This window comes from Arthrobacter psychrochitiniphilus (genome assembly GCF_003185915.1).
Taxonomy (GTDB): domain Bacteria; phylum Actinomycetota; class Actinomycetes; order Actinomycetales; family Micrococcaceae; genus Specibacter; species Specibacter psychrochitiniphilus.
In genome coordinates, this window is record NZ_QHLZ01000002.1 from 463,369 (window position 1) to 487,843 (window position 24,475).

The window sequence follows — 24,475 nt, forward strand, 5'->3', positions numbered from 1 at the left end:
TGGGTACATGCGCTCAACTACTGCCAATCCAACGAGAAAGCCGGCACCGAAGTCGCTGGTGCTGGCTATCTGCTGCCTGAGCCTTCTGATTGTGTCCATGGATGCCACGATCGTCAACGTTGCCCTGCCCACGATTGGGCGGGAATTCGAAACGTCGGTGTCGGGGCTGCAAGGGACGGTTGACGCATACTTGCTGGCGCTTGCCGGTTTTCCCATGGTGTCCGGTTCCGTGGCAGACAGGTTCGACAGGCGGCGAATTTTTCAGCTGGGGCTTCTCGCTTTCAGCCTCGGTTCACTGCTGTGCAGCCTGGCCCGTCCATTGGATTTTTGATCTTTGCCCGGGCCATTGGTACGTGGGGAGCCGTGGTGGGTGTGTCCATGGGTTTCGGCCCTCTCGTAGGCGGCTTCCTGACCCAATCTGTTGGTTGGCGGTCCGTGTTCGTGATTAACATCCCCATTGGCGTGGCTGCGATTGTGCTCACCGCCCTGTTTGTGCCGGAGTCCCGGGCGGCCAAGGCCCGCAGCTTTGACCCGCTCGGCCTGGCCATTGCTGCCTTGGGCATCGCGTCCACAACGTCATGGGCCCGGGCCAGCACGGCACGCATCAGCCACCTGCTCGAGGAACCTACCCCCTGACAGTCTGCGTCCTGACTGCCTTCGTCTTGTCCGCCCGGTGGGCAGCGCGCCCGCTCCCCACATCCGCGCCCGGTCTACCGGGCGCGGAAACGGGGGGCGGTAGCGCCGACCCACCGGCACACCCCCGAGCGCCGGGCGTGACGTTCAACGCATACCCCCTAGGGGTACTTGACGTATACCCTATGGGGGTATAAATTCGGAATATGAGCACAGAAGATCACAGCTACGGTTACACCGAGGAAAAACAGGCGTACCTTCGCCGACTCAAACGTGCCGAAGGACAGGTGCGCGGCATCGCCCGGATGATTGAGGAGGACAAGTACTGCATCGACATCCTCACCCAGATGGCCGCCGTCAACAAGGCCCTCCACGCCGTCAGTATCGGCCTACTGGAAGACCACATTGCGCACTGCGTGGTCAACGCCGCCCATGAATCCGCAGAAACAGGAAACCCGGAGATCGTCTCCGACAAGGTTTCCGAAGCCACCGCCGCCATTTCCCGCCTACTCAGGAGCTAGCCACATGAGCAACAGCAGCCACACCACCACCATCAACGTTTCAGGCATGACCTGCGGGCACTGCGTCAGCTCCGTCACCGAGGAACTCACCAGCCTCAAGGGCGTGGAAAACGTCTCCGTCGAGCTCAATAAGGGCGGCATTTCCGAAGTCACCATCACCTCCACGCTCACTCTTGAGCCCAGCGAAATCAGCGAGGCCGTTGCCGAGGCCGGCTACCTCGTCGTCGCCAACAACGCCTAACCCACCAACTCCTTAAGGAGCGCCATGAGCGCCTCAAACATTTTGTCCCAAACCGCCACACCCGGCCCCCGCATGGTCGAGATCGACATCGAAGGCATGACCTGTGCCTCGTGCGTCAGCCGGGTTGAGCGCAAGTTGGGCAAACTTGAAGGCGTCAGCGCTGCCGTGAACCTGCCCCTGGAAAGCGCTGCTGTCACGGTCCCCGCCGGCATTACCGACCAACAAATCATCGACACCGTCAACGCCACCGGCTACAAGGCCCGGCTCAAGAATCCTCCCGCCATTAAGCACGACGCCGGAGCCCGCCTCCCGCAGCACCCCCACCCGGGTGCCGCGCAAGAGGGCGCCGAAACCGATGGCGCGCACCACGGCACCGACCATTCGAACCACGAAAACCACGAAAACCATGTGGACCACGAAAACCATATGGCGCACGGCGGCACGGCGGAAACGCTGCGCCCGCGCCTGATCCTGGCCGCCATTCTGACCGTCCCGGTCTTCCTGGTCTCCATGTTCCCGTCCCTGCAGTTCCCGCATTGGGGCTGGGTTGTCGGCATCCTGACCCTGCCGGTGGTGACGTGGTCGGCCTGGCCGTTCCACCGCGCGGCAGCCATCAATGCCCGCCACTTCGCTTCCACCATGGACACGCTGGTCTCCATCGGCGTCAGCGCAGCGTTCCTGTTCTCCGCCGTGGAGCTGGGACTGAACCCCCTGCTGACGGAGCACGGCGGCGCAATGGCGGGGCACGCCCCGCTCTACTTTGAAGTCTCTGCTGTAGTTGTCACGTTCCTACTCCTTGGCCGGTACTTGGAGGCGAAAGCCAAGGCGAAGGCCGGCGATGCCCTCAAGGCGCTGCTGAGTCTGGGCGCCAAGGAAGCCACGGTGTTGCGTGACGGCGTCGAGGTGAAAATCCCGGCCACCGAACTAGCCGTGGATGAAATCTTCGTGGTCCGCCCCGGCGAGAAGATCGCCACGGACGGCGTCGTAACCGACGGCTCTTCCGCCATCGACACCTCGCTCATCACGGGCGAATCCCTGCCGGTGGACGTGAGTGCCGGCGACCCCGTCACCGGTGCCACCATCAACACGGACGGCCGTCTGCTGGTGCGCGCCACCCGCGTAGGAAGTGAAACTACGCTGGCCCAGATGGGCAAGCTGGTCAGCGACGCACAGGCATCGAAGGCTCCCATCGCCCGGCTCGCGGACCGTATCAGCGCCGTGTTTGTGCCGGTGGTGCTCGTCATTGCCGTCATCACGTTCACCCTGTGGCTACTGCTCAGCGGTGATATCGCGTCCGCATTCACAGCGGCCGTGGCCGTGCTGATCATTGCCTGCCCCTGTGCGCTTGGCCTGGCCACCCCGGTGGGCCTGCTCACCGGCACCGGCCGCGCCGCCCAGCTCGGCATCCTCATCAAGGGTCCGCAGGTCCTCGAGGACACCCGCACCGTGGACACCATCCTTTTGGACAAGACCGGCACCGTCACGCAGGGCCGGTTGGCCGTGGTCGACGTCGTCCCGCTCACCCAGGTGCCTGCCTCTGAAGTGCTGCGACTGGCAGGGGCGGTTGAGTCCCACAGTGAGCACCCCATTGCCCACGCCATTACGGCCCACGCCCATGAACAGGCAGGCGAAGGCGGCACACTCGCCGAAGTTGTGGACTTCATGTCAGCTCCCGGCGGCGGTGTCCGGGCCGTGATCGAGGGCCGCACCGTGCTAGCCGGAAGGGCAGGCTGGCTGGAGGAAAACGCCGTCGAACTTTCCGACGCGGCCAAGGCAGAACTGCTAAACCAGCAACAACGTGGCACCACCGCCATTTGGGTGGCCGTGGACGGCGAGGCGGCCGGGCTGATTGCGCTCAAGGACACCATCAAGGCCGGGTCCAAGGAAGCCATCGCCACGCTGAAGTCCCTGGGTCTGCGCCCCATCCTGTTGACCGGCGACAACGCCACCGTGGCCGCACAGGTTGCCGCCGCGGTGGGCATCGCGGCCGAGGATGTGTTCGCGGACGTGCTGCCCGAGGGCAAGGTTGAGGCCGTCAAGAAGCTGCAGGCGGCCGGGGCCATCGTGGCCATGGCCGGTGACGGTGTCAACGATGCCCCGGCCCTGGCGCAGGCAGACCTTGGCATCGCCATGGGATCGGGCACGGACGTGGCCATCGCGGCCGCCGATCTGACGGTCATGGGCAGCGAACTGGGCCAGGTAGCCACGGCCATAGCGCTGTCCCGTAAAACGCTGGGCACCATCAAAGCAAATTTGTTCTGGGCCTTCTTCTACAACGCCATCGGCATCCCCGTGGCCGCACTGGGACTGCTGAACCCAATGATTGCCGGTGCCGCCATGGCCGCCAGCTCCGTGCTGGTGGTGGCAAACTCGCTACGGCTGCGCCGCTTCGGCCGGTAGTACCGCAGGCGCTTGCGCCGGCGGCTCTTGCGCACCCGGGGCAGTAAGGCCGGGGATCCCCCCGGCGTCGAGCTCCACAACAAATGTGGGCCCTCGCCGGGGCGAGCCGCGCAGCTCGTCCAGGCGCACCAAAATCACGCCACCCATGATGGCCACGCCACCTAGCAGCTGGATGGCCCTCGGCATTTCGCCCAGCAAAATCCACGCCCAGATCACGGCGAAGAGCACCTCAAAGAGGGCCAAAAATGAGGCCACTTTGGACCCCAGCCCCCGGGTTGCCACGATCCCCATCAGGTATGCAAAAACAGTGGTGACCAGCACCAGTCCCAGCACCGGCACCAGCCAGTGCACTTGGGCTCCGGCAAACACCGGGTTGTTGAAGTTAAAGACCATGGGCAGAATCCCCGCCGCACCCAGCCCCAGAATCATCAGCGCACCCACCGCCATCCCGCCACCAGCCATGAGGACGGGAGGAACGTCGTCGTCCGCGCGGGCAGACATGATGAAGTACACGGCCGAACACACCGCGGCCGCCAGCCCCCACAAAACACCCTCAACACTGACCTTTTGGCTGCCAGCCAGATCCAGCACCAGAACCAATCCGGCCATGGCGCAAGCGGCACCCACAATGGTCAAAAGCCGCGGCCGGTGCCGGGTAATGATCCACGCCCACCCCACCAGCAGCACGGGCGAGAGGTACTCAAGTAGCAGCGCCACCCCCACTGAGAGGTGCTGGACGGCATTGAAGTAAAAAAGCTGACACAGCGCAATGGGCACCACACCGTAAATAGCTATCCGCCCCAACGATCCCTTGACCTTGGCCCAGCGCCGCACCAGCGTGATAATCACCGGAATTAAAAGTACGACGGCGGCGCCCCCAATGCGCGCAGCGACGGCTGCTCCCGGGGACCAGCCCACATCGAAGAGCGATTTCGCAAAGGGGCCGGACAACGCGAAAGCCGCTGCCGAGACCAAAGCGATGACCAAAGCTGGGGACGCCGCGGCCGTGCGTGCACCAATGGCGGAAGAGGGGCTGGAAGTTGTTGAGGTAGTCACGTAAATCCAAAGAGTCATGAGTGAAGAGCGTTATGCTAGTGACATTACCCTCGAGGCTTGTCAGGAGTCAATATGGTCTTTAGTCATGACACGGAGATAGCGCTGCTCTCTGCCGTGAATTTGATCAACACCGCCCCCACCACAGTCGCCGAGAATGGTCCTTCCGGGCCTGACACCTTGGAAACCGTGTCCGAACTGGATGCCTTCATACTCCAAGAACAGTTCACCGGATCCCGCGAACACTCCCTGGCCGAAGTGGATGCTGTGCGCAAAATGCGCACCGAATTACGCAATATTTTTACTGCGGACGAGGATGGTGCGGCAAGTATGGTCAACAACCTGCTGGCCCGCGCTCACGCCCTGCCCCAACTGGTCAAGCATGACCAGTGGGATTGGCACTTGCACGCCACGGCACCGGCCGCTCCCCTGGCCCAACGCATGGGAGTCGAGGCGGCCATGGCTCTGGTAGACGTCATCCGCGGTAAGGAGCTGGCCCGGCTAAAGGTGTGCGCCGCTCCGAATTGTAGCGCCGTGGTGATCGATCTATCCAAGAACCGTTCGCGCCGCTACTGCGAGACCGGCAATTGCGGCAACCGCGCCCACGTGGCAGCGTACCGCCGCCGTAAGTCCAGCACCGAGAAACTCCCTTAAACACACCGAAGGCCCACATCAACATCCAATGTGGGCCTTCGGTACTTTCCTGGACAGGAAGAGCTATTACTTCATGGTTCCTGCAGACACCGAGCCCTGGAGCTGGCGCTGGAACAGAACGTACATGATCAAGACGGGGACAATTACGATGATGGCGGCGGCGAACAATGCACCGAAGTCAACCGAGTAGCCCATTTGGCCTGCATACCGCGCAATACCCTGCGAGAGCACGTAATTCTCTGCCTTGGTGTTAATGGCGACAGGGATCAGGTACTGGTTCCATAGGCCAAGGAAGTTAAAGATGGCCACGGAGGCCATGCCCGGTTTGGCCATCGGGAGCATGACCTGGAAGAAGGTCCGCCATTCACCGGCACCGTCAATCTGAGCCGCTTCAGCAATTTCATGCGGGAGCGCCTTGAAGAATGAGAAAAGGAAAAAGACGGTGAATGGCAGAGCGAACGCCACGTACACAATGATCAATCCTGGCAACGTGTTCAAAAGCCCCAGGTTTTGCAGGATGAAGAACAACGGCACAATGGCCAAGAAGATGGGGAATGTCAAACCGGCTAGCATCAGGTAGTAGACGGCACGCGAACCGGGGAATACGTAACGTGCCAGCACGTAGGCACACATGGCACCCAGAGCCATCACAATGACCAGCGCAAAGCCCACCACAATAACGGTGTTGAAGAAGTACGTACCGATGCCTGCGGTGTTCCAGGCGTTAATGTAGTTCTCAAACTTCCACACTGCGGGAAGCGAGAAGGGTGAGGCGAAGATTTCCGAGGTCGTCTTGAAGGAGGACAACAGAGTCCAGCCCAGTGGGACCAGCACCAAAAGCGACCACAGGGCGAGCATGGTGTGCGAGACACCAGCAACAACCTTATCTCCCTTGGTATCTTGAGCCTTGCGCTCTACGTGTCCGGCAGCAGCCGGCTTCTTTGAAAGTTTCATGGACATCATTCAGACACATCCTCAGTGCCGCCGGTGAGCCGGTTTACTAGGAATACCAGCGCCGAGAAGATCAGGGTTATTGCTGCCAGAACCACACCCATGGCGCAGGCCAGACCGAACTGACCCTTGGTGAATGCCGTGCTGAAGAGCTTCTGCGACATGACCAAGGTTGAGTTTCCTGGACCACCTGTGGAGTTCAACACTGACATATACACAAACGCGTCCAGGGCCAAGATGCCCATGTAGACATAGGCAGTCTGGATGTTGTCACGAATCAAAGGAATCGTAATGTTTACTGCCGTACGGAAGCGTCCAGCGCCATCAATGCGAGCTGCCTCGAACGTCTCGGCAGGAATTCCCTTAATGGCTGCGATGAAAAGGATCATGTAGAAGCCCACAAAGCCCCACACAATGACAACCATCGATGCGATCATGGCGGTTCGGGAATCACCTAGCCAGGCAAAGTCCTGAGCACTGTCAATGCCAATACCAGTGAGAATACCGTTGAGCAAACCGTTAGAGGGATTGAAAATCTGGGACCAGATAATGCCGATGACAACGGCCGGAATTACGTAGGGGAAGAACGAGACCACGCGGTAAAAACCTGCGCCTCGCAGTCCCTTGATTTGCCCGCGGCTGCTTCCACCAATGGTGACCAGGGTGGCAAGAATCAGGGAAAGAATAACTGTGATGACAGGCAAGAAAATTGCTAGGGTGACACTGTTGCGCACCGAAATCATAAAGACGTCATCATTGAACAGCTTGACATAGTTACCCAAGCCTACGAACGGCATATTGTTGTCGAAGCCGCTCCAGCTGGTCATTGAGTAGTAAATCGCCTGAACAAAAGGCGAAATCACAAAGACCAGATAGATCACCAACGGCAGCCCTAAGAAGACTGCCATGAAGCTGACCTTATCGAATGTCAGTTTTTTCCGGCGCCGCCGGGCGGTGGCGACAACGCCACCGCCCGACTTCACTTCGTTTGTTACTTGAGTCACTTCACTTCAATCTTCTTGACCGAATCGTCTTTGGCAACCTTATCGGTGATCTCCTGCAGGGCCTTGGTCAGACCTGCAACATCGAGCTTGCCGTCAAGGAAGGAGTTCCACGGAACAAGCTGGTCACCGTTCATGCCATAGGTGTCAACGAAGTTCCAGGTGAAGATGTCCTTACCAGCCTTCTCCAACATGGTGGTCTGTGAGACCAGCGCGGTGGAGCCGAAGCCGTCGGCGGGGACGGTGCCCTTGACAACGGTCGGTGCCAGCTTCTCCTTGGCGAAGTTGGTAGCTGCTTCCTTGGAGAGCATGGTGCGCAGCAATTCCTTGCCTGCTGCAACGTTTGCACCCTTGGCGGGAATGATGAAGGGCTCGCCACCTGCGGAGCGAACACCCGTCTGGGCGATCTTCGGACTGGCGGAGACAACGGGAACCGGTGCGCCCGTCATTTCGAAGCCCGCCTTGGTCTGGTCCTTCATCTCGTTCTCAATCCAGGAACCGGACGGGTACAGGAGAGCTTCCTGGCCGTTGGACCACTGAGCCTGAGCTGCGGTGAAGACAGTTCCTGCGCCACCGGGCTTGAACATGCCAGCCTTGACAATCTTCTCCATGGCGGTGAAAACGCTCTGCACAGCCGGCATTGACCAGCAGTCGGGCTTCAGGTTTTCAAGGGATAGGCGAACTTCATCGCCACCTTCCTTGATGGCGGATTCAATTGCCATAGTCTGGTAGTACGTTGCGGCTTCTTTACCGAAGACGAAGAGGAACTTGCCCTTTTCCTTGGCCTTAAGGCCCAGGTCGTAGGCTTCGTCCCAGGTGGTGGGAACGGTCCAGCCATTGTCCTTGAACAGGCTGGCGGAGTACCACCACGCGTATACGGTGAGCACGTAGTTGATGGCGGCAAGTTTGCCGTCAAAGGTACCCGGAGCCAGCACGCCATCGAAGAGCGTATCGGCGATCTTGGTGCCTTCGAGGTTGTTGGCGTCAACAACACTCTGCAGGTCTTCGAGCTGATCCAAGATGGTGCTGAAACCGATGGACTTTGCACCGGAGTTATCGATCAGATCAGGCGGGTTGCCACCAACAAAGCGGGGCTGTAGCTCCTGAGCAATGTCCGTGGAAGGTTTGATGCCGACTTCCAGCTCGGGGAAGTTCTTCTTGACGATGGCGCCAGCGAACTCAACGTAGTCAATGCCGTAGCCACCGTTGAAGATGACAGCGTCAAGCTTGCCGGTTGCGGCTACGCCGAACGGGTTCTTTGTGGGGTCAACGTCGCCACCGGGGGCAGCAGAGGTCTCCGCTGCGTTGTTGCCGCCTGCACAGGAAGCAAGCGCTCCGCCCAAGGGCAAAAGCACGGCGGTGGCCAGGGCGCCGCGGAGGAATCCACGACGCTGCAGCGGCTTGTTCTGAATACTCATTCTATTTACTGCCTTCCATTGATGGTACGAGCGCTAATTCGGTACTGCTTTGTACTGCCTTCTACTGCCCTGTACTAGTTCGTACGTTCACTGCATTTCACTGCAATTCATTCGGCTGACTTCAGGCGCTGTAGCGATCTTCTTCTCCAGTGCCGTTGGAATCACGCCTCCCGCCTGAGCCGGCCAACATACTGGCCCACCAGTGCTGTGTTGTGTTCGTCGCCGCCCGGTATATTTGCTGAAATATAAATGGGCGGTTGCTTCCCCGCACGGACCAGGCACTGGACAGTCTCAATGGTGAGCAGCTGCGCAATATATGCAGCTGTGATCGATGAGACCGCACCAACACCTCCTCCGCCGGAAACTTCAAGGGTGGTATCCCCATAAGGCGCCTGATTGTCAATAACAATGTCTGCAATTTCACTCAGACGCATTCCCGAAGGATGCTTTGTTTCGACGGCGCTTGTGTGCTCAAGGCTGGTGACGGCGATCACAGTGTGTCCGCGTTCCTTGGCCTCAAGGGCCAACCCAACAATGGAGCCGTTAACTCCGGAGTTGGAAGCGATTAGGAATATATCCCGGGGATCGATCAGTGACAGCTCAAAAAGCTCCTCCGCTGCCCCGGTATCGCGCTCCAAGACGGAGCCCTCCAGCGAGTCCAGCTCAGACACGTCACGGTCTCCGTGGAGAACCAGATCGCGCAGCGCAATCTTGCTCGTGGGGATCAACCCTCCGGCCCGGCCGGCAATTTCCATGGCAAACGCCTCGGAGTGGCCGGTACCAAATGCCTGGATGACCCCGCCGTTACTCAATGCCTCCGCCATGGCGGCAGCGGCTTGTGCAGCTCCGCCAGCCAGCGCCCATTCAGTAATGGCGTCAAGGCGAGAGGAAACTTCAAAGCTGAAACTTGTAATGGAATTAGACATGAGCTTCACCCTTCCCGGCGTTGCGCAGGCTCCTATGGGCACTCAACTCGATCCGGGCTGCCCGGGTAGGGCGCCTATGCGGAGAGACAGCCATGGCAGAGGCTGCCAATTTTGACGTGGTTTGGGCGAAATTCACTTGGGCCACCAGCAAGTAAATCAAGTCCAGAACAAGTAACTGGACGTGCTTGGCAGAGAGATCATCCGGCTGCAAGAACTGCTCGTGTACCGAGGTAATAATGGCCTCATCTGCACTCTCAGCTAGAGGCGAACCCGGATTGTTGCTCAGCGCGATGGTCAGCGCACCGGCCTCGCCCGCTTCACGGAGCATCTGCAGTGTTTCTTCGGTGCGGCCGGTGTTTGAGATTCCAATGGCCACGGAATTTGAATCCTGAATGGCTGCGCTGGTCAGGCCCGCGTGGACCTCCGACCAATGATGGGCGTTGATGCCAATGCGGTATAGCCGTGACTGCAGTTCCTTAGCCATCACGGCACTGCCGCCAATGCCATAAATATCAACGTGGGAACTCATGGCAATACGGCGGGCAATTTTGTTCATCAACGCCAGGTCCATGACCGCAGCGGTCTCTTCTAGTGAGCGCGTGTGCGCGTTCACTAGCGTGCTGAGTACATCTCGGGGGGAGTCATCGGGACCAAACGCACGCCCAATGTCAGCCTTCCACGATTCACGGGCATCGCTGCGACCAAGGTCAGAAGCAATACTGACCCGGAACGGGACATATCCGGCGTAACCTAACAGACGGCAGAACCGGGTCACCGTGGCCGGGGACGTTTTAGTTTGTTCCGCAAGTTCCATGATGGAGAACTCCAAGGGTGCCTGCGGGTGCTCCAAGAGGAAGGAACCAATTTTCGCCATTGCCGCAGGCATGTCAGGTAGCTTGGCCTGAATGCGGTTCACGACACCGGCAGCCGAAACTGCTACTGCAGGAGTCGTGGAGGCTGACATATGAAAATCCATTTCTTTTAGGTGGGTACATAATGAAAACTATTATCACTATTGATGTAAGTCAAGTCACACTCAGACACAGAATGGTAACGATGCGTAAATACCTAGCGATTGACGCCGGCGGCACGTCTACACGCGCCGTTCTTTTGAACTCCTCCGGTCACTGTCTGGGCTACGGAACAGCAGGGGGCGGAAACCCGGTTTCTCGCGGAGTTACGGCCGCTTTGGAGTCGCTGACCCAAGCCTCCATGCAGGCCCTTGGAGGTGCCCCAGCAAACATCTCCGGGGTACTCCTGGCCATGGCTGGAGCTTCCATGGAACCGCCAATGGATTTGTTCCACGAACGCTTCGTTGAACTGGGCCTATGCGGAAGCGTGATGATTGAATCTGATTTATTGGGGGCTTTTTACTCAGGAACTTATCAGGATGATGGCTGCGCCTTGATAGCCGGTACCGGAGCCGTTAGTGCCCGAATCGAGGGTGCGGAGCTGGTGGCCGTGGCTGACGGCACTGGGTGGTTATTAGGTGATAACGGCTCGGGTTTCTGGCTGGGCCGGGAGGTGGCCCGGGCGGTGGCCGCCGAGTTAGACGGCAGAGGCCCACGGACGGCACTGACAGGGTTAGTGTTGACCGAACTGGGCATCGAGCTCAATGTTGCACAGCGCTCTCAGGGCAGATTGCGGGCTCAACAGCAACTGATCGTCAAAACATACGAACTGAGCCCTATTGAGCTTTCCCGCTTTGCCCCGCTAGTCTTTGCGCTGCCGCAAGACGCCGTCGCAGGGGAGATCGCGCACCGCGCTGCCAGTCATTTGGCCAAAACACTTCTAGCTGTTGCCAGTAGCGCCTCAGCAACTGGCCCGGCGTCAGCTGACGCCGGCGGCATTGCCCGGACTCCCGGAGAGGTATGCGCCCAGCCGCTGGTATTTGGTGGCAGTGTCCTAACAAAGGGAAGGACGGTTGCGGCAGAGGTGCTCAAGCAACTGGCCGCGGCCCAGCCGGGGACGGCTGCAAGTGCTTCTATGGTCGAAGACGGAGTGGTGGGCTCAGCAGTACTGGTCCTCAAGCGCAACGGTATTGAGGTGGATGCGGTAGTTTTTACCAGAATCCAAGATAGCCTCGCAGCCCTGCGCGGGTAGCGCCGAAGGGGCTTTACCTACTTGCTGGGGCCGTCCTGGGCTTCTTCATCGGGCTTTTCTGCAGGCTCCCCTGCTTGCGCTGCGGAAGCCTGGCCGGCCTGTTCTGGGTTCGGGGCCAAACGGTCGGAGGATTTTCGGTATACGCCGGAGCCCTCGCTGAGGTAGGCGTCGTTTTCCTTGTGTCCCATCACCAGGAGTGAAGAAACCAGCAATGACGCAACGAAGGCAATGCCGCAAGCAATGCCAGCAAGGTCCCACCGCAGACCGTACTGTGTACCACCGGAGGCAAACACCAACGTGAATAGACCAGCCACTGCTGCCAAAGCAGCCGAGAAACTCAACGGGAGCTTTATGGAATTGGCTGATTTGGGGTTCGCCGGCTCTTCAGTGCCCACAATTGATCCTTTGCTTTGATTGGTGTGTCGCGCACCACGCGTTTCTACGCAAAGTAGAAAAATCTACTACCAGTTTACTGGGCTTTTGCGGTGCCGCCGTCATGGCGTAGCGTCAAGGCTGATAACGCCCAAAGAGCGCCTGTCATCAGCGCCCCACCGCCGGCCACACCGAGCATGGCATGGGGCCCGGCTGCCGCAAAGAACGGCAGCAGGATACCGGTGCCCATCGCCAATACTCCTGAGATCCGCCAGTCACTGGCAAGAGCAAGCTTCTCCCCTGAGTTTCCCGCCGGCTTCCGTATCGCTGCGAATAGTTCAGCCGCACCCAGCACGGCCAGTGCCACACCACCCAGCCACGCGGCAACCACAGAACTAGCTGAAATCGCCACCATCACGCCACCTACTGCAAGGATCCCTGCGGCACCTTGGAGCATAACTCTGCGGGAGTCTCGGCGCGGCAGCGCCATGGTGCGCACAATCCAGTACTGCCCCGCAGCAGAGGCCAAGAAGTAAACCGCTAGGGCAAGGCACATGCCCAGCGGGCCGGGTTCGGCCCAGAAGACGGTGGTGAGGCCAAAAGCCAAGGCGACTAGGGCTCGCAACAACACCGGTCGCCACAGCAGTGGCGCTCCAGGCGTCAAGAGTTTGGCGTTAGCAGATTGGGGAAGGGCTGTATCACTCACCCACTAAGTCTAGCCGCGGCGAGCCGGAACACCGATCTGCATCCATCGCCCCGTTCGCGCGCGCAAGCCCAGCGTCAATCCTCTGGCTCCCATATAGCCCACACTGAATGCCACCCAGACCCAAAGCATGCCCGGAATGGTATCTCCAAGGCCCGCCTGTCCAACCCAGTAAAGCAACGGCAGGTAGATGACCAGATTAGCCAGCCCGGCTAAGGCCAGGTAGCGGGCATCCCCTGCACCTATCAGAACGCCGTCAAGAACAAACACGTAACCGGCCAGGGGCTGCCCTACCGCCATAACCAGTAGAGCCACAGTCAACGCTGCATGGACGCCAGGATCTGTTGTGAAGAGCCAGCCCACCACCCCTGAAATAGCCGCAATTCCAACACCCGTCACAACACCAAACCCCAGCCCCCACCGGGTCATGGTCTTTGTCAGCAGCCGCACTGAAGCCACGTTGCCAGCTCCTAGTTCCTTGCCAACCAGGGCCTGAGCGGCAATGGCCAGGGCATCCAGTGCGAATGCCAAGAAACTAAAGAGCGTCATGGCCAGCTGATGGGCGGCAAGATTGGTTGGCCCCTGTGCTGTCACCACCACCACGGTCAAAACAATGGCGGCACGCAAGGACAGGGTACGGAGCATGAGCCAGCTGCCCACTTTAGAGACTGCTTTGACGCCGCTCCAATCGGGACGCAACCCCACCTCATAGCGCCGCGCTGCACGGGCCACAATAACGAGGTAAACCGCGGCCATGCCCCACTGGGCAATGACGGTGCCAGCAGCGGCTCCTCCCACCGAGAGGTTAAAGCCGTAGACCAGAGAAAAGTTCATGACAATATTTACGGCAAAACCTATGGTAGCCACAATCAGCGGTGTCTTGGTGTCCTGAAGTCCGCGCAGAACACCCATGGCGGCCATGACCAGAAGCATGGCCGGGATACCCGCCAAACTGATCATGAAGTATTGCCGGGCGTACTCTAAGACTTCGTCTTGAGCACCCATGGCAGTGAGCAGCCAGCCGCCGAAAAATATACCCAGCACGGAAAGTACAATCCCGAGCAGCACAGCCAGCCACAGCCCATCACGCCCCACTGCGAGAGCTTCGCGATGCCTGCCAGCCCCCAGAAGACGTGCAACGGCGGGCGTTGTGGAATAGGCCAGAAAAACCATAAGCCCCACCACAGTTTGTAAAACTGCGGCAGCCAGCCCCACCCCCGCCAGTTGCGGAACACCCAAATGACCCACAATGGCGGAATCCGCCAGCAGAAAAAGCGGTTCAGCAACAAGTGCCCCAAATGCGGGTATGGCGAGCCCACGAATTGCTCTGGCAGTTGTGCGGCGGGTGGCCTTGGAGGCGTCGGAACGCATGACTGATTCGGGCATGGTTTAACAGTAGCCGTGAAGCAGAAGCCACCTGGGCAGAGGAGCCGCCTGGACAAAGGAGCGTCCTGGGCCAGGAGCTCAGGGGTATGCAGAAAGAGCCAGCCACCTCCCAGCCGCCGCGGGTAGCACCGCCGTCAGCGCCTGGGCCGTTTTCAGGAAGGCGGCTGGGCTTCTCTTAGGAAGCTTCTCTTACAACGCGTGTTTCCCGAAGGCGGTCAGTAGCCGCCGCCACTTTCGCTGGCCATGTTGGCGAAGCGGGAATAGTGGCCCTGGAAACCCAACACAATGGTCTTGGTGGGACCATTTCGGTGCTTGGCCACGATCACGTCTGCTTCTCCGGCGCGCGCCGATTCCTTGTCGTAAATATCCTCACGGTGCAACAGGATGACCATGTCGGCATCCTGCTCGATGGAGCCGGATTCACGGAGGTCTGAAACCATGGGTTTTTTATCGGTTCGCTGCTCAGAGCCACGGTTCAGCTGTGACAACGCCACTACGGGAACTTGCAGTTCTTTGGCGAGCAGCTTCAACGCACGTGAGAACTCTGAGACTTCCTGCTGGCGAGATTCCACCCTTTTGCCCGAAGACATTAGCTGCAGGTAGTCAAGAATCACCAGCTTTAGATCATGCTGTTGTTTCAACCGGCGGCATTTGGCCCGAATTTCCATCAGTGACATATTGGGCGAGTCATCAATGAATAGCGGGGCCTCGTTCATTTTGCCCATGGTGGTGGCAATTTTAGACCATTGATCGTCCTTGACGGTTCCCTTGCGTAGATCCTGCAGGCTGATGGTTGCCTCGGCAGATAGGAGCCGCATAGCAATTTCATTGCGCCCCATTTCCAGGGAGAAGACAACGGTGGCCATATTGTGATCAATGGCGGCCGAACGCGCCCAGTCCAGTGCGAAGGTACTCTTGCCAACGGCTGGACGGGCAGCAATGACAATCATCTGGCCGGGGTGCAGACCATTGGTTAATTCATCAAATTCATAGAAGCCGGTGGGAACGCCTGTCATCCCTTGGCCTTTGTGTCCTGAGGCCTCAATTTCATCCACCGTGGATTCCATGACGTCCTTGAGGAGCACATAGTCCTCTGTGGTGCGGCGTTCAGCGACAGCAAATATTTCTGCCTGTGCCGCGTTGACGGTGTCTTCTACTTCACCGTCCTGGGCATAGCCCATCTGGACAATTTTGGTGCCGGCGGTGACAAGCCGGCGCAGCACTGCACGCTCGGCAACAATCTCAGCATAGAACCCGGCATTGGCAGCTGTTGGCACAGACTGGATCAACTGGTGCAGGTATGCGGCACCTCCGGCTTTGGTGATCTCACCGCGTTTGGTTAGCTCATCGGCGATCGTGATGGCATCAGCAGGCTCACCACGGCCGTAGAGGTCCAGGATTGCTTCATAGATGCTCTCGTGCGACGGTCGGTAAAAGTCGTTGCCACGCAGAACCTCAACAACATCTGCAATGGCATCCTTGGAAAGCATCATGCCACCTAGGACGCTTTGTTCGGCCACTAGATCCTGCGGCGGGGTTCTGGCGAAGTCCGGCTCGCGGGAAGTATCCCTTTTGTCCATGGCTGGAGCTGACATGTTGGTGCCCACTTTCTGCCCTGCTGGCCGGGCCTTTCATCACCTAGCGGTGACACATTGCGTGCTACTGCTCCTGCTTACCAGCTGATACCGACAAAGTTGTCAAAAGAGGAGGCGTTCTTTGCAACGTTAGACGCTCTCAGAACATCTACCAACCCCATTGTCCACCCCTCCTGTGGATAACCGGTGCATTAACTGCCATTGCTTGTGCACAGGATGGGGACAAGCATGTGGATAACTCCGCCAAGCTGCATAGAAACACGCGCTGACAAGGTAAAACACTATCCACTGCCTGTGGATTAGTACATTTTTAGTGACCTTCTTCGCTATCGCGAGGTAGCCTCGGCGCTCAGTTATCGAAATCACCCGTCAGGGGATATCCACAGAGATATGTCGCTCTGTGGATATCCGCACAGTTCAGGCCTGCCTTCGGCTCCTATGCGCACTCAGGTATGTGCCGGCACTGCCGCATTGCCTTCGGTGAATATCACTTCACGTACGCTTCGGGGAAGGGAAGGTGAGTGACCCGCCGTCGTATTTTCACCAAACGGGGCGTTAACCCAAAAACCCGGCCCCCCACAAGGGGACCGGGTTTTTGAAGCGATGAAGCAGTGCAGCGAGACTAGCTTGCTACAACGTTCAAGGTGAGCGTAGCTGAAACATCGTCGTGGAGACGAAGAGTTGCAGTGTGCTTGCCAACCGACTTGATGTGGGCGGGCAGTTCAACCTTGCGCTTGTCAATGGTTCCCAGACCTGCAGCGGCAACAGCCTGTGCAACGTCGGCAGCCTTGACGGTGCCGAACAGGCGGCCTGAGGCGCCTGCCTTTACCTTGAGTACAACTACCGTAGCCGTCAGGGCAGCTGCCTGCGCCTGTGCGGCTTCAATGGTCGCGTGCGCGTGAGCAGCACGTGCAGCCTTGATGGTCTCCACTTGCTTCTCACCGCCCTTGGACCAGGTCAGTGCGAAGCCGCGGGGCAAAAGGAAGTTACGTGCGTAACCGTTCTTTACCTCAACGATGTCGCCAGCGGCACCGAGGCCGCTTACTTCGTGAGTCAAAATGAGCTTTGCCATGTTTAGTTATCTCCCTTAACCGCGGCCAGCGCCGGAGTAGGGCAGCAGTGCAACTTCGCGGGCGTTCTTAATTGCCTGTGCGATCTTGCGCTGCTCCTGGACGGTGACACCCGTGACGCGGCGCGCACGGATCTTTCCGCGATCAGAAATGAATTTGCGCAGCAATGCTACGTCCTTGTAGTCGATGACTGTGACGTCAGCGGCCTTCAAGGGGTTGGACTTTGGTTTGGGCTTACGGAGTTCAGCCTTAGCCATCGTGGAGCTCCTTAGTATTCGTGGAGCCCGTGGATATTAATCCGCGGGATGGTGTGCGTACGGCGGTTGCCGCACAAATTTACTTGGTATTTCTAGAAGGGAGGCTCGGAGCTATCCGGGCCCGCGCCCCAGCCGCCGGTTGTTCCACCGGGCGTAGCCCAGGGATCAGCCGCCGGTGCGGATTGTGGCTGCTGCTGTTGGCCGCCGCCCCAAGGAGCGTTGCCGCCACCCTGAGAGCCGCCACCGAAGCCGCCTTGTCCTCCGCCAGCGTTGCCGCCGCCGAAGTTGCCGCCCGCGGGAGCGCCATTGCCGCCACCGAAGTTGCCCCCACCCTGTCCGCCGGAGCGTTGGGTGCGGTTGACTTTGGCGTTGGCATAGCGCAGCGAGGGACCGATCTCGTCGACCTCAAGCTCCATAACGGTGCGCTTTTCGCCTTCTTTGGTGTCGTAGGTCCGCGACTTCAGCCGGCCTGAAACAAGTACGCGCATGCCCTTTGTGAGGGATTCGGCAACGTTCTCGGCCGCTTCACGCCAGATCGACGCGCGGAGGAACAGCGTTTCGCCGTCCTTCCACTCGTTGGACTGGCGGTCAAAGGTCCGCGGAGTCGACGCAATGGTGAAGTTCGCTACTGCTGAACCGCTCGGGGTAAACCGAAGTTCCGGGTCACCGGTGAGATTACCAATGACCGTGATAGTGGTTTCGCCTGCCATCTGCTCCTGCTTCCTGCTTGGTGTTTTCCTACAATGAAAAAGCTATGGGGTGTTTGCCGAAATTACTCGGCAACAACCTTCTGCTCTTCCGGACGGGTGATCTTGGTGCGCAGGATGGTCTCATTGAGGCCAAGCAGGCGGTCAAGTTCCTGAGCGGTAGCAGGCTCAGCGGTGAAGTTCACCACGGCGTAGATACCTTCAGACTTCTTCTGGATGTCGTAAGCCAGGCGACGACGGCCCCAGATGTCAACCTTTTCGATGGTTCCACCATCGTTGGTGATGACATTGAGGAACTTCTGAAGCGACGGCTCAACGGTACGCTCATCAACATCGGGGTCGATGATTACCATCAGTTCGTAAGGACGCATATGTGAACCCACCTCCTTTGGTCTAGGCGGTTACGGCATTTCCGTAACAGGAGGTTCTTTTGCGGTGCTGCCTGGCGCGAACACTCAACGAGTGGGTCCGGTGCCAGCACAGACTTATCCATCCTACCGTAAGTACGACGCCGGGCACTCACCCCTGTGCGTAACTCTCGCCACACGCTGTGCCCCCTGCCGCGAGGCTCACTTTCAGCACCCCACGCATCAATCCGGCCGGCACCATCTTCATCCATCCGTGAGAAATGGTCGCTTTCTCGGCTCAAAACGACCATTTCTCACGGATGAAAAGGATGAACCGCCAACGTCACGCTCGGACGGGGCCCAGAAGCGGCGGAAATGGCCACACCATGGCTTAAAATGGGACTAACCCCGTCCCCTTTTGCCGAAAGGCTCTGCCATGCGCTCCACTGACAACGCCGTTGCGCAGTGGCACGCGCAAAAACAGCTGCGGACAGGCCCGGCCTGGAAACTTCTCCAGGGTGCACCGTGGGCGCTTGCTTTTTTGCGGGCAGAATTCAGCGCCACCCGGCAGCGCGTTCCCCTAGAGGAATTCCATGCCTCGCTGACGGACTTCATGAAGGAGTTGCGGGAGGAGAGCCTCAGCCTGAACGAGGCCTGGCAGGCTTCGCATTATGCGGACTCTTGGGTACGCAGCCAGTTCCTGGCCCGGCCCATGGTTGATGGCAAGTTCCAGTACGAGCCAACGGCAGCCACGGCACGGGTGCTGGCGTTCATTGACACGCTCGGTGCCCGTCACACGAACCTGAACAGTTCACGTCTGAGCACGCTGCTGAACAGTATTGAAACGCTCTCGCAGCAAAGCGATCCCAACCCGGAGTCGCGCATCGCTGCCCTCGAAGCGGAAATTCTTGAGCGCCGCCATGAGATCAACGCGCTGCAAAACGGCGCCAGCCCGGCCGTGCTCTCCAACGACTCCGCGGTTGCCGCAACCCGCAGCGTGCTTGATCTAGCCGCCAGTCTGCCGGCTGATTTCAAGCGCATGCGCGACGGCGTTGAGGTCATGTTGCACACAATACGCACCGAAATCATGGAATCCTCCGTGACGAAGGGTGTTGCCGTAGGCCAGGTACTGGCAGGAGATAAGGCCCTGCGCGGCACGGCCGAGGGCGAGACCTTCAAAGGCTTCACCGAGTTCCTCAACAATCCCGTTCAGCAGGCCCGGTTCCGGCAATCGGTCAATGAAGTCCTGGAGCGGGACTTCACCGCGGCACTCACCTCCGAAGAACGGCACAACTTAGCCTCGCTGGTTCGGGAAATGCGCCGCCAGGCAGCCGAGGTCCACACGATCTACGGGCGCCTTTCGGAGAGCCTGCACGCCTACGTCCAGTCCGCAGAATTCCAAGAGTCGGTGCTGCTGCGCAAAGCCATCCATGCTGCCGAACAGGGTGTTGCTACGGCGTCCCTGGGATCCCGCACCCCGGTGGTGACACCGTTGCTGTTCTCACCCACCTTTGAAACATTGGCCGGGCTGGGGATCTTCAATCCGGAGGACCACGTACCGCCACCTAAACTGGCCGCTCCCCCGGCCCTCAGCGACGCCGATATCCACAGGACCCCGGCCACACCGGCACCCGATATGCCCAAGTTGCTGGCCGCCGTGGAGCAGGCCAAGGAATTGCGCAATGGTGCCGCCACTCTTTCAGAGGCTTATGCCTGCCTGCCGGACGAGCTTCATCACATCAACACGATTCGCGGACTGATTCTCGCTGCACGCGGTTCCAATCACAACCTGGATCCGGGCCGCAGCGAAACACTTTCATTCACACAGATTGACGGGACCACGCGCACCGCAACCGTCCCCCTTTTCACCTTCACGAAGGACTAACGCACCATGAGCACCGAGCGCACCCTCTTTCCCGGCGACACCGGCTCATTTCCTCTGGACATGCGCCAAGCCCTCGTGCGGTTGCTACGCGGGCCCTACATTGACGGCGCAGCAGATCCAGCCCTGTGGACCACCATTCTCACGCACTCCGTCTCGCTCCAGCAGTATCTCAGCGAGATTTTCTTGTTGCTCAGTGTTGATAGTGAACGCAAAATTGCACTGCTCGCGCCCGCCGAGATTGAGGCAGTCCATGCCCAGCCCATCGTGGCTAGAAAGCCCCTGCGCCGCGAGGAAACACTGCTTGCATTGCGTCTTCGGGTATTGCTGGATAGGCACGCTGGCACGGGGACGGATGTGAGTATCTCCCGGGCGGGGGCACGGGAGATCCTGGCTGAACACCGTCAACCCGGCACTGTTGATGACAAGCGTCTGGACGAGGCCACGGATGCGGCACTGGCCAGATTGCTCAACCTTAAGCTCATCCTGCCCACCGAGCTGGAGAACGAATACAGGGTCAGTAACGCCCTTGCGCTGGCCTTGCCGTTTGACTCCATCGATCAAATACCGGCCTACCTGGCCGCACTGGATGCTGGCGCACAAGACGAGCCCGGCACCGACGAGCCAGCTACAGACGGCTCCGCTACTGACGACTCTGCCACGCAAGGGGCCTTCCTATGAGCATTGCAACAACCTTGCCCATCGGCGAGGAACTGAACCCCGGACAGTTCCGGTTGAGCCAAATTCAGATCATCAACTGGGGCACCTTCCACGGACGCCACAGCATGTATGTGGACCGTGCCGGTACCTTGCTAACGGGCCACCCAGGCGTGGGCAAGTCAACGCTTTTTGACGGCATCCAGCATATTTTCTATGCTGCGCCGAGGCTCAACGAATCCGCGCACGACGCGTCGAACCGCAAGGACCGCCGCACCACGTTCAGCTATATGCGCGGACGCAAGATCAAAACTGCCCAGGGCGATGCATACCAACGCCCCAGCGCCACTTGGTCCGCCACAGCGCTCGTGTTCGAGGACGGATTGGGTAGGCACGTCACTATTGCCGCCCTCTTTGACCTGCCGGCGAACGGCCTTGAGGGGCAGCTTGGCAAGCATTACCTCATCCATGACAAGCCCCTTGACACCCAGGCACTGGAGAACCACGGCAGCCGCCGCTTCTCGCCGTCGTCCCTGCACGCTGCGCTTCCCGGGGCCGAGGCCTTTGATGTGCACAAGACGTTTGCTGAGCGGTTCCGGCGCAAGCTGGGAATCCACAACGACAAGGCGTTCAGCTTGCTGCGAACGCTACAGAACGGCAAGGGCCTGGATAAGGGCGTCAACCGCTTCTTCCGCTACGAGGTATTGGACAAGCCGGCCACACTGACCGCTGCCGCTGCCGCGGTGGAGGACTTCAGCCATCTCAGCGGTATTCACCGGCAGCTTCAGGACGCCCGTGGACAGCGAGATGCGCTGGCCCCTGTGCCTGCGCTGCATCAAAAAATGTGCGAATTGGGCGCAGAATATACCCGCACAGTTGAGCTAAAAAATGTTCAGCTTCCCCTTCTGCGCCAGCAATTCCAAGGGGAACTGCTGGCGGCCAAGGCCGTTGCACTGGAAGAGGCGCAGGAGCGCAAGCACACCGAAATCGCGGCTGCCACACTAGCAAAGGACGCACTGGGTGAATCCGTGTCCGCGCTGGCCAACCAACATGCCAGCCATGGTGGGCATGCCATCGAGAATTTAGAAAAGGACATCCGCAGCGGTAAGCGCGAACTCACCGAGCGGGTACGTCTTGAGGCTGCTGTTAGGGAAGACCTCTCGGGGGCCGGGCTTGAATATGACTGGAGCCCTGATGGCCTGGCCGCAGCCCGCTCGGCCGCGGCAGACGGCGTCGAGCCTCAACAAGCACAGACCGATTCAGCCAAGGCCTACGAATATCAATCCGTTGCAGCGAGTGTGAATGTCAAGGCACAGAAGAAGGCGCTGCGTGCCGAGATTGCAGCCTATGAGCGCCGCGGCTCCAACATTGACTCGCGCAGCGCCGCGGCCCGCCGCGCCATTTGTGCCGCAACAGGGTTCGATGTCCAGGATATGCCGTTTGCCGGAGAGCTGGTGGACATTGGCGGCGGTCACAGTGCCTGGCGGCCTGCGGCGGAGAAGGTACTGCGTTCGCTCGCCACCACTTTGCTGGTGAGGGGTCCGGACGTCGCTGCCGTGACGGCCGCTATCAACACCCTTGAGGGCCATGGCAAGCTGCGCTGGATAGATCTGGGTGTTCCGGCCAAGCCAGCCAAGGCGGGGCGCGATCATTTGGTCACCAAACTTGATTTCCACGAGTCCGACGCCGGCGCCTGGCTACGTGGAAAAATCGCGGGAGACTTCGCATTAGCCTGCGTTGTAGACGACGCAGCATTGCACCAGCACGCAAAGGCAGTCTCGCAGGCCGGTACCGTGAAACTCGGCGCCGCATTGTTTGAGCGTGATACCCGTACCATCAACCCAGCAGACTACTTGCTCGGATTCAACAATGGGGCCAAGATTGCCGAGCTGGAAGAGCAGGCGGAACTTCTGGCGGCCGAACAGTCAGCCGCAGAAGCCGCCGCCATGCAGAGCAGCCTAGTGAAGGAGGAATCGGCCCGCAAGCTTGCAACACTGAAGCGGATAGCCGGTGACTCCCGGCGCTTTGACGAACTGGACTCAACGGCACTAGCCACCACCTTGGACGGACTGGCGGCAACCTTGGAGAAAACCATTGCAGGCAGCACCACCTTGGCCCAACTCAGAGACTCCCTCACAGCGGCCCAGGCTGAACTGGAAGCTGCCGTGGGCCGGGTGGCTGTACTTCACCACGATCGCTCTGCCCTGGAGCGGGACCTTGCCTCGGTACAGGCCGTGCTCGCGGGTGGCGACTCAGCAAAGCCCGCCGACGATTGGGCGCAGGAAGCCTTTGCCCCCTATCTCAGAGATGGTGAACCCAACACCCTTGAAGAGCTGGAAATGCTGTTAAGCCATGTCGCCGTGGACTTGGGTGAGCGTATCGCCACATTGAAGGAGCACCAGTTCCGCACGGAAGGTGCGCTGAGCGAAATCTTTAAGGCCTTTGCCAGGGCGTTCGGACCCTCCATGAGCGCCAGCCACGGCACGGGCGCTGAGGCTGCACCACACTATGCCGAACTCTATGACCGCATTGTTTCCGATGGCCTACCCCAGCGTCAGGATGAGTTCAAGGAGTATTTCAACAACCGCTCCTACGAACGTTTCTCGGACCTGTTGCAGTTGCTGGAGGAAGAGCGCCGTGCCATTGAGGAACGCATACTGCCGCTGAACCAGATTCTGGCAGACGTGCCCTTTGAAAAGGGCAGCCGCCTGCGCCTCGAAGTCAAAACCAGCATTCCGGACGAGGCCCGCACCTTCCGCCAAGACCTCAAGGAAGCACTGGGTAATGCCTACACCCAGGCCACGGAGGAAACCATGGCTTCCAGCTATCAGCAGCTAGAACTGCTGGTTAACGCGCTGGCCGATCCTGCCCTGGCTCATTGGACAGACACTGTATTGGACGTCCGTCAACACGTGAGCATCAGCTGCAATGAGCACCGCCCTAACGGTGAGATTGAGACCGGCCTCGAGCCGGGCACACTCTCGGGCGGTGAGGGTCAGCGCTTCACCTCTTTCATCATGGGTGCCGCGTTGGCGTACCAGTTGGGGATCGATGCTCAGGGCTACAGCACCTACGGGACAGTGATGATCGATGAGGCCTTCATCCAGGCCAACTCCGAATACGCGGGGGCCGGCATCAACGCACTTCAGGAGTTTGGCTTCCAGTTGTTACTGGCTGCCCCGGAAGACAAGGTTGATTTGTCTCGTCACTTGGGCTCGGTGACGGACATTATCAAGCACCCGCACGCTAACGTCTCAGGATTTGTTTCCACGGGCCAGTCTCCCGCCACTGCCACGGCCATCATCTTGCGCTAACGCCAAGCTAGGCGGCACAGAACACTGAAGGGATAAGACATCCGGAGGGCGGCAATCACTACGATTGCCGCCCTTCTTCTGCCTCCGCCACTTCTGCTCCACCACGGCTCCAGAAGGAGGGGGTGGCCCCCAAATCTGGTGGTGGGAACCAAGGGAAGCCCGTTAAATGCGGGAAGCCGCCCTGGTGTGGGGCGGCTGGTGGTGTTGGTGGTGTTAAAGGTGGGGAGGCCCCGCACCTGGTGGTGTGGGGCCTCTACCCTTTTTGGTGTTGTCCGGCGGTGTCC

24 protein-coding genes are annotated in these 24,475 nt (G+C 59.5%); 10 read left to right on the forward strand and 14 right to left on the reverse strand.

The genetic code is table 11. From position 1 onward, the window contains the following. The first annotated feature begins 7 nt into the window (after positions 1-7). The 5 genes from CVS29_RS19070 to CVS29_RS05455 all read left to right on the forward strand — a co-directional run bounded on the left by CVS29_RS19070 (position 8) and on the right by CVS29_RS05455 (position 3,795). On the forward strand, positions 8-331 hold the full coding sequence (locus tag CVS29_RS19070) for an MFS transporter (protein ID WP_211315090.1): 324 nt from the start codon (positions 8-10) through the stop codon (positions 329-331). Continuing rightward, the gene (locus CVS29_RS19075) at positions 328-636 is read left to right on the forward strand and encodes an MFS transporter (RefSeq protein WP_211315091.1); all 309 of its coding nucleotides are present in this window, start codon (positions 328-330) and stop codon (positions 634-636) included. The genes CVS29_RS19070 and CVS29_RS19075 overlap by 4 nt, the downstream gene beginning before the upstream one ends. 203 nt (positions 637-839) lie before the next feature. Then, a complete protein-coding gene (locus CVS29_RS05445) occupies positions 840-1,154 on the forward strand; it encodes a metal-sensitive transcriptional regulator (protein ID WP_110105299.1) in 315 nt (104 codons plus the stop codon). Positions 1,155-1,158: 4 nt separating this feature from the next. Continuing rightward, a complete protein-coding gene (locus CVS29_RS05450) occupies positions 1,159-1,395 on the forward strand; it encodes a heavy-metal-associated domain-containing protein (protein ID WP_110105300.1) in 237 nt (78 codons plus the stop codon). Between the two features lie 24 nt (positions 1,396-1,419). Then, positions 1,420-3,795 carry a heavy metal translocating P-type ATPase gene (locus CVS29_RS05455; RefSeq protein ID WP_110105301.1) on the forward strand — a complete coding sequence of 792 codons (2,376 nt, stop codon included), beginning with the start codon at positions 1,420-1,422 and terminating at the stop codon, positions 3,793-3,795. Here the strand turns inward: CVS29_RS05455 and CVS29_RS05460 are convergent. Beyond that, on the reverse strand, positions 3,769-4,869 hold the full coding sequence (locus CVS29_RS05460; RefSeq protein ID WP_110105302.1) for an EamA family transporter: 1,101 nt from the start codon (positions 4,867-4,869) through the stop codon (positions 3,769-3,771). The genes CVS29_RS05455 and CVS29_RS05460 overlap by 27 nt on opposite strands. Before the next feature lie 54 nt (positions 4,870-4,923). On the opposite strand from CVS29_RS05460, the gene CVS29_RS05465 reads away from it, so the two are divergent. Continuing rightward, the gene (locus CVS29_RS05465) at positions 4,924-5,502 is read left to right on the forward strand and encodes a CGNR zinc finger domain-containing protein (RefSeq protein WP_110105303.1); all 579 of its coding nucleotides are present in this window, start codon (positions 4,924-4,926) and stop codon (positions 5,500-5,502) included. A 66-nt stretch (positions 5,503-5,568) separates the two neighbouring features. On the opposite strand, the gene CVS29_RS05470 is transcribed toward CVS29_RS05465, so the two are convergent. From CVS29_RS05470 to CVS29_RS05490, 5 genes are all read right to left on the reverse strand, one after another. Next, positions 5,569-6,456, reverse strand: coding sequence for a carbohydrate ABC transporter permease (locus CVS29_RS05470; RefSeq protein WP_245932075.1), 888 nt, complete (start codon positions 6,454-6,456; stop codon positions 5,569-5,571). Positions 6,457-6,461: 5 nt separating this feature from the next. Further along, positions 6,462-7,361 (reverse strand): carbohydrate ABC transporter permease, encoded by a 900-nt coding sequence (locus CVS29_RS05475; RefSeq protein WP_110105365.1) that lies wholly within the window; start codon positions 7,359-7,361, stop codon positions 6,462-6,464. A 92-nt stretch (positions 7,362-7,453) separates the two neighbouring features. Beyond that, a complete protein-coding gene (gene ngcE, locus CVS29_RS05480; RefSeq protein WP_110105305.1) occupies positions 7,454-8,872 on the reverse strand; it encodes an N-acetylglucosamine/diacetylchitobiose ABC transporter substrate-binding protein in 1,419 nt (472 codons plus the stop codon). 161 nt (positions 8,873-9,033) lie between these two features. After that, a complete protein-coding gene (locus tag CVS29_RS05485) occupies positions 9,034-9,798 on the reverse strand; it encodes a sugar isomerase domain-containing protein (RefSeq protein WP_110105306.1) in 765 nt (254 codons plus the stop codon). Then, positions 9,791-10,762 (reverse strand): MurR/RpiR family transcriptional regulator, encoded by a 972-nt coding sequence (locus tag CVS29_RS05490; protein ID WP_170120897.1) that lies wholly within the window; start codon positions 10,760-10,762, stop codon positions 9,791-9,793. The genes CVS29_RS05485 and CVS29_RS05490 overlap by 8 nt, the downstream gene beginning before the upstream one ends. 92 nt (positions 10,763-10,854) lie before the next feature. Here CVS29_RS05490 and CVS29_RS05495 point away from each other — a divergent pair, with 92 nt between their 5' ends. Further along, positions 10,855-11,901, forward strand: a complete 1,047-nt coding sequence (locus tag CVS29_RS05495) for an N-acetylglucosamine kinase (RefSeq protein WP_170120898.1) — start codon at positions 10,855-10,857, stop codon at positions 11,899-11,901. Between the two features lie 17 nt (positions 11,902-11,918). Here the strand turns inward: CVS29_RS05495 and CVS29_RS05500 are convergent, their stop codons facing one another. The 8 genes from CVS29_RS05500 to rpsF form a co-directional block, all read right to left on the reverse strand. Beyond that, on the reverse strand, positions 11,919-12,296 hold the full coding sequence (locus CVS29_RS05500; RefSeq protein ID WP_110105309.1) for a hypothetical protein: 378 nt from the start codon (positions 12,294-12,296) through the stop codon (positions 11,919-11,921). Positions 12,297-12,370: 74 nt separating this feature from the next. Next, entirely contained in the window at positions 12,371-12,979 is a 609-nt protein-coding gene (locus CVS29_RS05505; RefSeq protein ID WP_245932077.1) for a hypothetical protein, read from the reverse strand. A 9-nt stretch (positions 12,980-12,988) separates the two neighbouring features. Further along, positions 12,989-14,362: an MATE family efflux transporter gene (locus CVS29_RS05510; protein WP_373366667.1), complete on the reverse strand. Its 1,374-nt coding sequence runs from the start codon at positions 14,360-14,362 to the stop codon at positions 12,989-12,991. Positions 14,363-14,577: 215 nt separating this feature from the next. Further along, entirely contained in the window at positions 14,578-15,957 is a 1,380-nt protein-coding gene (gene dnaB, locus CVS29_RS05515) for a replicative DNA helicase (RefSeq protein WP_110105368.1), read from the reverse strand. Between the two features lie 622 nt (positions 15,958-16,579). Continuing rightward, entirely contained in the window at positions 16,580-17,029 is a 450-nt protein-coding gene (rplI, locus tag CVS29_RS05520; protein WP_110105310.1) for a 50S ribosomal protein L9, read from the reverse strand. 15 nt (positions 17,030-17,044) lie between these two features. Further along, positions 17,045-17,284, reverse strand: a complete 240-nt coding sequence (gene rpsR / locus CVS29_RS05525; protein ID WP_005273147.1) for a 30S ribosomal protein S18 — start codon at positions 17,282-17,284, stop codon at positions 17,045-17,047. A 92-nt stretch (positions 17,285-17,376) separates the two neighbouring features. Then, positions 17,377-17,994, reverse strand: coding sequence for a single-stranded DNA-binding protein (locus CVS29_RS05530; RefSeq protein ID WP_110105311.1), 618 nt, complete (start codon positions 17,992-17,994; stop codon positions 17,377-17,379). Positions 17,995-18,056: 62 nt separating this feature from the next. Continuing rightward, positions 18,057-18,362, reverse strand: a complete 306-nt coding sequence (rpsF, locus tag CVS29_RS05535) for a 30S ribosomal protein S6 (RefSeq protein WP_110105312.1) — start codon at positions 18,360-18,362, stop codon at positions 18,057-18,059. Positions 18,363-18,774: 412 nt separating this feature from the next. On the opposite strand from rpsF, the gene CVS29_RS05545 reads away from it, so the two are divergent. Genes CVS29_RS05545 through CVS29_RS05555 form a run of 3 tightly spaced genes read left to right on the forward strand, consistent with a single transcriptional unit; the run spans position 18,775 to position 24,191 of the window. Continuing rightward, the gene (locus CVS29_RS05545) at positions 18,775-20,223 is read left to right on the forward strand and encodes a DUF3375 domain-containing protein (protein ID WP_110105314.1); all 1,449 of its coding nucleotides are present in this window, start codon (positions 18,775-18,777) and stop codon (positions 20,221-20,223) included. A gap of 6 nt (positions 20,224-20,229) precedes the next feature. Then, a complete protein-coding gene (locus CVS29_RS05550; protein ID WP_110105315.1) occupies positions 20,230-20,901 on the forward strand; it encodes a DUF4194 domain-containing protein in 672 nt (223 codons plus the stop codon). Then, positions 20,898-24,191, forward strand: coding sequence for an ATP-binding protein (locus tag CVS29_RS05555; protein ID WP_110105316.1), 3,294 nt, complete (start codon positions 20,898-20,900; stop codon positions 24,189-24,191). The genes CVS29_RS05550 and CVS29_RS05555 overlap by 4 nt, the downstream gene beginning before the upstream one ends. The last annotated feature ends 284 nt before the right edge of the window (positions 24,192-24,475 follow it).

Bases quoted from the DNA above. Each gene is read 5' to 3' on its own strand.
- ngcE (WP_110105305.1), bottom strand. From the start codon at position 8,872: ATGAGTATTCAGAACAAGCCGCTGCAGCGTCGTGGATTCCTCCGCGGC.
- CVS29_RS05465 (WP_110105303.1), top strand. From the start codon at position 4,924: ATGGTCTTTAGTCATGACACGGAGATAGCGCTGCTCTCTGCCGTGAAT.
- rplI (WP_110105310.1), bottom strand. From the start codon at position 17,029: ATGGCAAAGCTCATTTTGACTCACGAAGTAAGCGGCCTCGGTGCCGCT.
- CVS29_RS05470 (WP_245932075.1), bottom strand. From the start codon at position 6,456: ATGAAACTTTCAAAGAAGCCGGCTGCTGCCGGACACGTAGAGCGCAAG.
- CVS29_RS05495 (WP_170120898.1), top strand. From the start codon at position 10,855: ATGCGTAAATACCTAGCGATTGACGCCGGCGGCACGTCTACACGCGCC.
- rpsF (WP_110105312.1), bottom strand. From the start codon at position 18,362: ATGCGTCCTTACGAACTGATGGTAATCATCGACCCCGATGTTGATGAG.
- CVS29_RS05445 (WP_110105299.1), top strand. From the start codon at position 840: ATGAGCACAGAAGATCACAGCTACGGTTACACCGAGGAAAAACAGGCG.
- CVS29_RS05510 (WP_373366667.1), bottom strand. From the start codon at position 14,362: ATGCCCGAATCAGTCATGCGTTCCGACGCCTCCAAGGCCACCCGCCGC.
- CVS29_RS05555 (WP_110105316.1), top strand. From the start codon at position 20,898: ATGAGCATTGCAACAACCTTGCCCATCGGCGAGGAACTGAACCCCGGA.
- CVS29_RS05550 (WP_110105315.1), top strand. From the start codon at position 20,230: ATGAGCACCGAGCGCACCCTCTTTCCCGGCGACACCGGCTCATTTCCT.
- CVS29_RS05475 (WP_110105365.1), bottom strand. From the start codon at position 7,361: ATGGCAGTCTTCTTAGGGCTGCCGTTGGTGATCTATCTGGTCTTTGTG.
- CVS29_RS05485 (WP_110105306.1), bottom strand. From the start codon at position 9,798: ATGTCTAATTCCATTACAAGTTTCAGCTTTGAAGTTTCCTCTCGCCTT.
- CVS29_RS05455 (WP_110105301.1), top strand. From the start codon at position 1,420: ATGAGCGCCTCAAACATTTTGTCCCAAACCGCCACACCCGGCCCCCGC.
- CVS29_RS19070 (WP_211315090.1), top strand. From the start codon at position 8: ATGCGCTCAACTACTGCCAATCCAACGAGAAAGCCGGCACCGAAGTCG.
- dnaB (WP_110105368.1), bottom strand. From the start codon at position 15,957: ATGTCAGCTCCAGCCATGGACAAAAGGGATACTTCCCGCGAGCCGGAC.
- CVS29_RS05450 (WP_110105300.1), top strand. From the start codon at position 1,159: ATGAGCAACAGCAGCCACACCACCACCATCAACGTTTCAGGCATGACC.
- CVS29_RS05460 (WP_110105302.1), bottom strand. From the start codon at position 4,869: ATGACTCTTTGGATTTACGTGACTACCTCAACAACTTCCAGCCCCTCT.
- CVS29_RS05530 (WP_110105311.1), bottom strand. From the start codon at position 17,994: ATGGCAGGCGAAACCACTATCACGGTCATTGGTAATCTCACCGGTGAC.
- rpsR (WP_005273147.1), bottom strand. From the start codon at position 17,284: ATGGCTAAGGCTGAACTCCGTAAGCCCAAACCAAAGTCCAACCCCTTG.
- CVS29_RS05545 (WP_110105314.1), top strand. From the start codon at position 18,775: ATGCGCTCCACTGACAACGCCGTTGCGCAGTGGCACGCGCAAAAACAG.
- CVS29_RS05490 (WP_170120897.1), bottom strand. From the start codon at position 10,762: ATGTCAGCCTCCACGACTCCTGCAGTAGCAGTTTCGGCTGCCGGTGTC.